Source organism: Variovorax paradoxus (assembly GCF_000834655.1).
GTDB lineage: Bacteria > Pseudomonadota > Gammaproteobacteria > Burkholderiales > Burkholderiaceae_C > Variovorax > Variovorax paradoxus_F.
Genome location: NZ_JXQQ01000018.1, coordinates 68121 through 74635, shown reverse-complemented (window position 1 = coordinate 74635; position 6515 = coordinate 68121). Strand labels below are relative to the sequence as shown.

The window sequence follows — 6515 nt, the reverse complement described above, 5'->3', positions numbered from 1 at the left end:
TACACGACGCTTTGCGAAGGCGCGCTGGCCGAGCAGAAGCGCGCGCTCTCGGCCATCGACCAGTTCGTTCCATCGGGCAACGCCGAGAGCGACGAGGCCCGGCGCCGCGCGCTCGATCTCGCGCTGGACACCCAGACCAAGTTCCTGCGCGACCACAGCGAGACGCGCCAGGCCCTGCATGTGGAGCGGCATGCGCTGCACGGCGAGTTCGTCAAGAGCCTGATGCTCGGGCTGCAGGCCATCAACACGAAGATGCAGCCGATCATGGTGGCGATCCGGCGCGAACTGAACATCGACAACCAGATCGACATCTACGCGGACGCCGTGTCCGAGCAGCAGGACCGCGTAGCGGGCGCGGTCGCCGAGTTGATGGCGCAGCTGGACGACCCTCGGCAGACGCTCCAGAGGCCGAAGCCCTCCGGCATCGAGAACCGCTGACCGGGGCCCGGACGCCCCGCGACCGGAACGCAAAGAGCCCATGGGGCCGACTGCGGCTTTGCGCGAATGTCAGAATTCATCCAATGATTCAATGAATAGGCGATCCGAGACATGCTTGCCCATGCCCCCCGAACCTCCCTGGCGGACGCCGCCGCCGACAGCATCCGCAATGAGATTTCCGCGGGCCGCTGGGCGATCGGCGCGCGCATTCCCATCGAGCCGCAACTCGCGCAACTGCTGGGCGTGAGCCGCGGCACGGTGCGCGAAGCGGTCAAGACGCTGGTCTCGCGCGGCCTGCTCGAAGTGCGCCAGGGCTCGGGCACCTATGTGCGCTCGGGCTACGACCCCTCGGCCAGCCTGCAGAAGATGCGCCTGGCGAGCCTGCGCGACCAGTTCGAGGTGCGCCGCGCGCTCGAGGTCGAGGCCGCCCGGCTCGCCGCCGTGCGCCACACCTCCCGCGACCTGCGCCGCCTGCACACCCTGCTGGACAAGCGCGGCGTGCCCGAAGCGGGCGACGACGGCGCTGGCTTCATCGAGCGCGACCTCGCCTTCCACCTCGCCATCGTCGACATCTCGGGCAACCTCGCGCTGGCCGAGACCTGCCGCTTCATCACCGGCTACATCAAGGAAACGATCGCGAGCACCATGGGCACCAGCCTGCCCGAGCCCGACGAGGCCGCGCACCGAGCGATCGTCGAGGCCATTGCGAGCCGCGACCCCGAGCGCGCCGCGACTGCCGTGCGCAACTTCATGGCGCCGATGCTCAACATGCTGGCGCTGGGGACCGCATGAGCGCCGCGCCAAGCCGCCACAAGCAAGCTCGCACCCCAATGCGAAGCACGAAGGTATTTCAATGAGCGCGATCCCCTTGCAGGCAGGCACCGTGCACCGCACCCAGGCCCCGCACACCAACACCAACACCACCGAAGCGCTGCTGATCGACGCCGAGGCCGACAGCCTGCCTGCACCGCGCCCGACTCCCACGCCCAGCCTCGCGCGCCGCATCCTGCTCGGCGCGAGCGTGGTGCTGATCGCCTTCAACCTGCGGCCGGTGTTCGCGAGCCTCTCGGTCGTGCTGCCCGAGATCATCCAGGCCACGGGCCTCTCGGCCACGGCCGCGAGCTTGCTGACCACGCTGCCGATCCTGTGCCTTGGTGTCTTCGCGCCGCTCGCGCCCTGGCTCGGCCGCCGTTTCGGCACCGAGCGCACGCTGCTCGGCTGCATGGTGCTGATCCTGGTGGGCACGGTGCTGCGCGGCACGGGCAACATCCCGCTGCTGTTCCTGGCCTCGGCCATCGCGGGCAGCGGCATCGCGGTGTCGAACGTCCTGCTGTCGGGCCTGGTGAAGCGCGACTTCGCAAAGCAAGCGGCGCTGATGATGGGGCTCTACACGATGGCGGTGTGCGGCGGTGCGGCCAGCGCCGCGGGCCTTACCGTGCCTCTCGAGCATGCACTGGGGGGCGGCTGGACCTACGCCCTCGCGATGTGGGCCGTGCCGGCCCTCCTGGTCACGCTGATCTGGGCGCCGCAGGCGCTGCCGCTCAAGCCGGTGGCGAGCGAATCGGGCTTCACCGTGCAGGGCCTCTGGCGCGACCGGCTCGCCTGGCAAGTCACGCTCTTCATGGGGCTGCAGTCCGCCCTCGCCTACATCGTGATGGGCTGGCTCGCGCCGATCCTGCGCGAGCGTGGGCTCGGCGGCGAGACCGCCGGCTACGTGGTGTCGCTGTCGGTCATGACGCAGGTGGTGACCTGCCTCGTGGTGCCGGCCCTCGCCGTGAAGCTGCGCAACCAGCGCGGACTGGCCGTGGTGCTCTCGCTGCTCACGGTGTGCGCGATGCTCGCCATGCTGTTCGCGCCGCTCGGCGGCGTGTGGCTCTGGGCCGTGATGCTGGGCATCGCGCAGGGCGGCACCTTCGCGCTCGCCCTCACGATGATCGTGCTGCGCTCGCGCGACTCGCACGTCGCCGCGCACCTCTCTGGCATGGCGCAGGGCGTGGGCTACATGGTGGCCGCTAGCGGGCCGCTGCTGGCGGGGCTGCTGCACGGGTGGACCGGCAGCTTCCGCGCCTCCGCGTGGCTCTTCGTCGGGCTGGGTATCGCGCTGGTGATTGCAGGGCTGGGCGCGGGGCGCACGCTGTACGTGGGCGCCGTGACGGTGCCCAAGCACTGAGGCCGGGCGCTTTCAGCGATTCATTGCGGCCCGCCGCAGAAGCCCGCGCGCTCGGTGGTCCGGGCGGTGAACTGGATGCGCGTGGTGGTCGTCGCGCTGCGCGGTTCGTTCTGCGGCCACTCGCTCTGCAGCCAAGTGTAGTTCCAGCCGTAGGGCGCGCCGGGTTTCGTCGCCTCCGCGTAGGCGATGCGCAGGCTGCCGAAGCTCTCGTCGTGGCAGTGTTTGGAGGTCTTGTATTCCTTCTCGCTGAAGCAGGCGCGGACCATCTTCGAGCACGAGAACGGGATGCCTTCGTGCACCGCCTTGCCGCCCTCGAGCGGCACGAAGTCGGCGGTGTCGAACGACGCGCCACCGCCCGAGTACCCCTCCGACACCGTCTGCAGCACGGCCACCGCCCACTGGCCCTCGGCGAGTGGATAGAGAGCGGGCGCGAGCGACAGGCGCGCATCGGCGCGCTCGGGGTCCTCTTTCTTCATCGATGCCGCATAGCCCGAGAAATCGTGCAGGAGGTCGAGCTGCCAGCCCGCCGCACCCGCACCGCGCCTGACGCGAGCCATGGCCAGCGGCTCAGCGGACAGCACGACGTACTCGGCGGGCGCCGCGCCGCGCGGGCGGTGCAGGCTCAGCGCCTGCACGTCGCAGGGCTGGGGCAACAGCGCGCACAGGCGGGCGCGCCATTGGGGGTCGAGCGATTCAGGCTTCCTGACCGCATCGAAGACCTGCGCCGAGGGCGCGGCGGCCAGCGCGGCTCCGGCGAACGACAGGGCGAGCAGCAAGGCGCCGGCGCCGGTGGTGAGCAGCTTTTTCATGGGCCACGATGGTAGCCACGTAAAGTCGGGGGAGCCCATGAATTCCGCCCTTCCTCCCCTCCTCCAGATCGAGGCGCTGCGCTTCGCCTACCCCGAACAGGCCCCCATCGCCAACGGCTGGAGCGCCGCCATCGGCCCCGGCGTCACGCTGCTCTACGGCGATACCGGCGCCGGCAAGTCGGCGCTGCTCCAGGTGATCGCGGGCGTGCTGCCCGCAACGAAAGGCCGGCTGACCGTCGCGGGCGCGAGCCTCGATGCCGCCGCCGAGGCCTACCGCCGCAACGTCTTCTTCGTAGACCCGGCCACGGACGCGTTCGACCAGTTCACGGCCCGGGCCTGTACCGCCGCCCTGCGCGAAGGGGACGACCGCTTCGACGACGCCCTCTGGCAAGCCTTGGTCGAGGGCTTCTCGCTGCCCCCGCACATCGACAAGCCGATGTACATGCTCTCGACGGGTTCCAGGCGCAAGGTCTGGCTGGCCGCCGCCCTCGCCTCCGGCCGCCCGCTGGTGCTGCTGGACGAGCCGACGGCCGCGCTGGACGCCGGCTCGGTCCGCTGCCTGTGGGGCGCCCTGGCTGACCTGGCCGCCCGGCCCGGCCGGGCCTTCGTGGTCGCCAGCGCCGCTCGGATCGACGAGGTGCCGCTGGCCGCCACCATCGCGCTTCCCCTGCATTGACAGAGCCTTGCGCGGGGGGATAACCCCGGCGGCTGTCCGGACGGGTCGCCGCCCGGCGACAATCGCGGATTCCGGCGGTCAGATCCCGCCGGGAGTTCCCGCCACCCCGACCCCTCAGCTTTACGGAAGCAAGCGCATGAGCACGAAGCAACCCACCATCGTCTACACCCTCACCGACGAGGCGCCCCTCCTGGCGACCTACGCGTTCCTGCCCATCGTGCGCGCCTTCACGGCCCCGGCCGGCATCGACGTCACCACGAGCGACATTTCGGTGGCCGCCCGCATCCTGGGCGAATTCCCCGAATTCCTGAGCGACGCGCAGAAGGTGCCCGACAACCTGGCCGAACTGGGCAAGCTCACGCTCAAGCCCGAGGCCAACATCATCAAGCTGCCCAACATCAGCGCTTCGGTGTCCCAGCTGAAGTCGGCCATCAAGGAGCTGCAGGGCAAGGGCTACAAGATCCCCGACTACCCCGAGAACCCGACCACCGACGAGGACAAGGACATCCGCGCGCGCTACAACAAGTGCACCGGCAGCGCCGTGAACCCCGTGCTGCGCGAAGGCAACTCCGACCGCCGCGCGCCCAAGGCCGTGAAGGAATACGCCCGCAAGAACCCGCACAGCATGGCCGACTGGAGCCAGGCCTCGCGCTCGCACGTCTCGCACATGCACGGCGGCGACTTCTATCACGGCGAAAAGTCCATGACGCTGGACCGCGCGCGCAACGTCAAGATGGAGCTGATCACCAAGAGCGGCAAGACCGTCGTGCTCAAGCAGAAGGTGGCGCTGCTGGACCGCGAAGTCATCGACTCCATGTTCATGAGCAAGAAGGCCCTCCTGGCCTTCTATGAAAAGGAGATCGAGGACGCGCACAAGACCGGCGTCATGTTCTCGCTGCACGTGAAGGCGACCATGATGAAGGTCTCGCACCCCATCGTGTTCGGCCACTGCGTGAAGATCTTCTACAAGGAAGCCTTCGAGAAACACGGCAAGCTGTTCGACGAGCTGGGCATCAACGTCAACAACGGCATGGTCGATCTCTACAACAAGATCGCCACGCTGCCGCAAAGCACGCAGGACGAGATCAAGCGCGACCTGCACGCCTGCCACGAGCACCGCCCCGAGCTGGCCATGGTCGACTCGGCCAAGGGCATCACCAATTTCCACTCGCCCAACGACGTGATCGTGGACGCATCGATGCCCGCGATGATCCGCAACGGCGGCAAGATGTGGGGCGCCGACGGCCGCCTGAAGGACGTGAAGGCCGTGATGCCCGAATCGACCTTCGCCCGCATCTACCAGGAGATCATCAACTTCTGCAAGTGGCACGGCGCCTTCGATCCCAAGACCATGGGCACCGTGCCCAACGTCGGCCTCATGGCCCAGAAGGCCGAGGAATACGGTTCGCACGACAAGACCTTCGAGATCCCCGAAGACGGCGTTGCCAACATCACCGACCTGGACACCGGCGAAGTGCTGATGAGCGAAGACGTGGAACAGGGCGACATCTGGCGCATGTGCCAGGTCAAGGACGCCGCAATCCGCGACTGGGTGAAGCTGGCCGTCACGCGCGCGCGCAACTCCGGCATGCCGGTGGTGTTCTGGCTGGACGCCTACCGTCCGCACGAGGCGCAGCTGATCACCAAGGTCAAGATGTACCTGCACGAGCACAACACCTCGGGCCTGGACATCCAGATCATGAGCCAGGTGCGCGCCATGCGCTATACGCTCGAGCGCGTCGTGCGCGGCCTGGACACCATCAGCGCCACCGGCAACATCCTGCGCGACTACCTCACCGACCTGTTCCCCATCATGGAGCTGGGCACCTCGGCCAAGATGCTGTCGATCGTGCCGCTCATGGCCGGCGGTGGCCTCTACGAAACCGGCGCGGGCGGCTCTGCCCCCAAGCACGTTCAGCAGCTGGTCGAAGAGAACCACCTGCGCTGGGATTCGCTGGGCGAATTCCTCGCGCTGGCCGTGAGCCTGGAAGACCTGGGCCTGAAGACCGGCAACGCGCAGGCCAAGGTCCTGGCCAAGACGCTCGACGCCGCCACCGGCAAGCTCCTGGACAACAACAAGAACCCGTCGCCCAAGACCGGCCAGCTGGACAACCGCGGCAGCCAGTTCTACCTGGCGATGTACTGGGCACAGGAACTGGCCGCGCAGACCGACGACACGGCCCTGCAATCCAAGTTCAAGAAGCTGGCCGAGACGCTGAGCGCCAACGAGAAGAAGATCGTCGACGAACTCGCGGCCGTGCAGGGCAAGCCGGTGGACATCGGCGGCTACTACCTGGCCGACAAGGAAAAATTCGAGACGGTGATGCGCCCGAGCGTAACGCTGAACTCGGTGCTGGCCGCGGCGCAAGCCTGACGACACAGGCTGCGTCTGCGCTTCATCGCTGAAGCCTGATGCAAGCCT

At 68.2% G+C, this 6515-nt stretch carries 6 protein-coding genes; 5 read left to right on the top strand and 1 reads right to left on the bottom strand.

The genetic code is table 11. The features are described from left to right. The 3 genes from RT97_RS33410 to RT97_RS09105 form a co-directional block, all read left to right on the top strand. On the top strand, positions 1 to 438 hold a 438-nt coding region (locus tag RT97_RS33410), incomplete at its 5' end, for a hypothetical protein (protein WP_042578462.1). A 111-nt stretch (positions 439 to 549) separates the two neighbouring features. Then, positions 550 to 1230 (top strand): FadR/GntR family transcriptional regulator, encoded by a 681-nt coding sequence (locus tag RT97_RS09110; RefSeq protein ID WP_042578461.1) that lies wholly within the window; start codon positions 550 to 552, stop codon positions 1228 to 1230. 61 nt (positions 1231 to 1291) lie between these two features. Then, a complete protein-coding gene (locus tag RT97_RS09105; RefSeq protein ID WP_172672179.1) occupies positions 1292 to 2608 on the top strand; it encodes a CynX/NimT family MFS transporter in 1317 nt (438 codons plus the stop codon). 20 nt (positions 2609 to 2628) lie between these two features. Here the strand turns inward: RT97_RS09105 and RT97_RS09100 are convergent, their stop codons facing one another. Next, positions 2629 to 3417, bottom strand: coding sequence for a hypothetical protein (locus RT97_RS09100; protein WP_042578460.1), 789 nt, complete (start codon positions 3415 to 3417; stop codon positions 2629 to 2631). A 37-nt stretch (positions 3418 to 3454) separates the two neighbouring features. On the opposite strand from RT97_RS09100, the gene RT97_RS09095 reads away from it, so the two are divergent. Continuing rightward, a complete protein-coding gene (locus RT97_RS09095) occupies positions 3455 to 4093 on the top strand; it encodes an ABC transporter ATP-binding protein (RefSeq protein ID WP_042578459.1) in 639 nt (212 codons plus the stop codon). Positions 4094 to 4229: 136 nt separating this feature from the next. Then, a complete protein-coding gene (locus RT97_RS09090; RefSeq protein WP_042578458.1) occupies positions 4230 to 6467 on the top strand; it encodes an NADP-dependent isocitrate dehydrogenase in 2238 nt (745 codons plus the stop codon). The last annotated feature ends 48 nt before the right edge of the window (positions 6468 to 6515 follow it).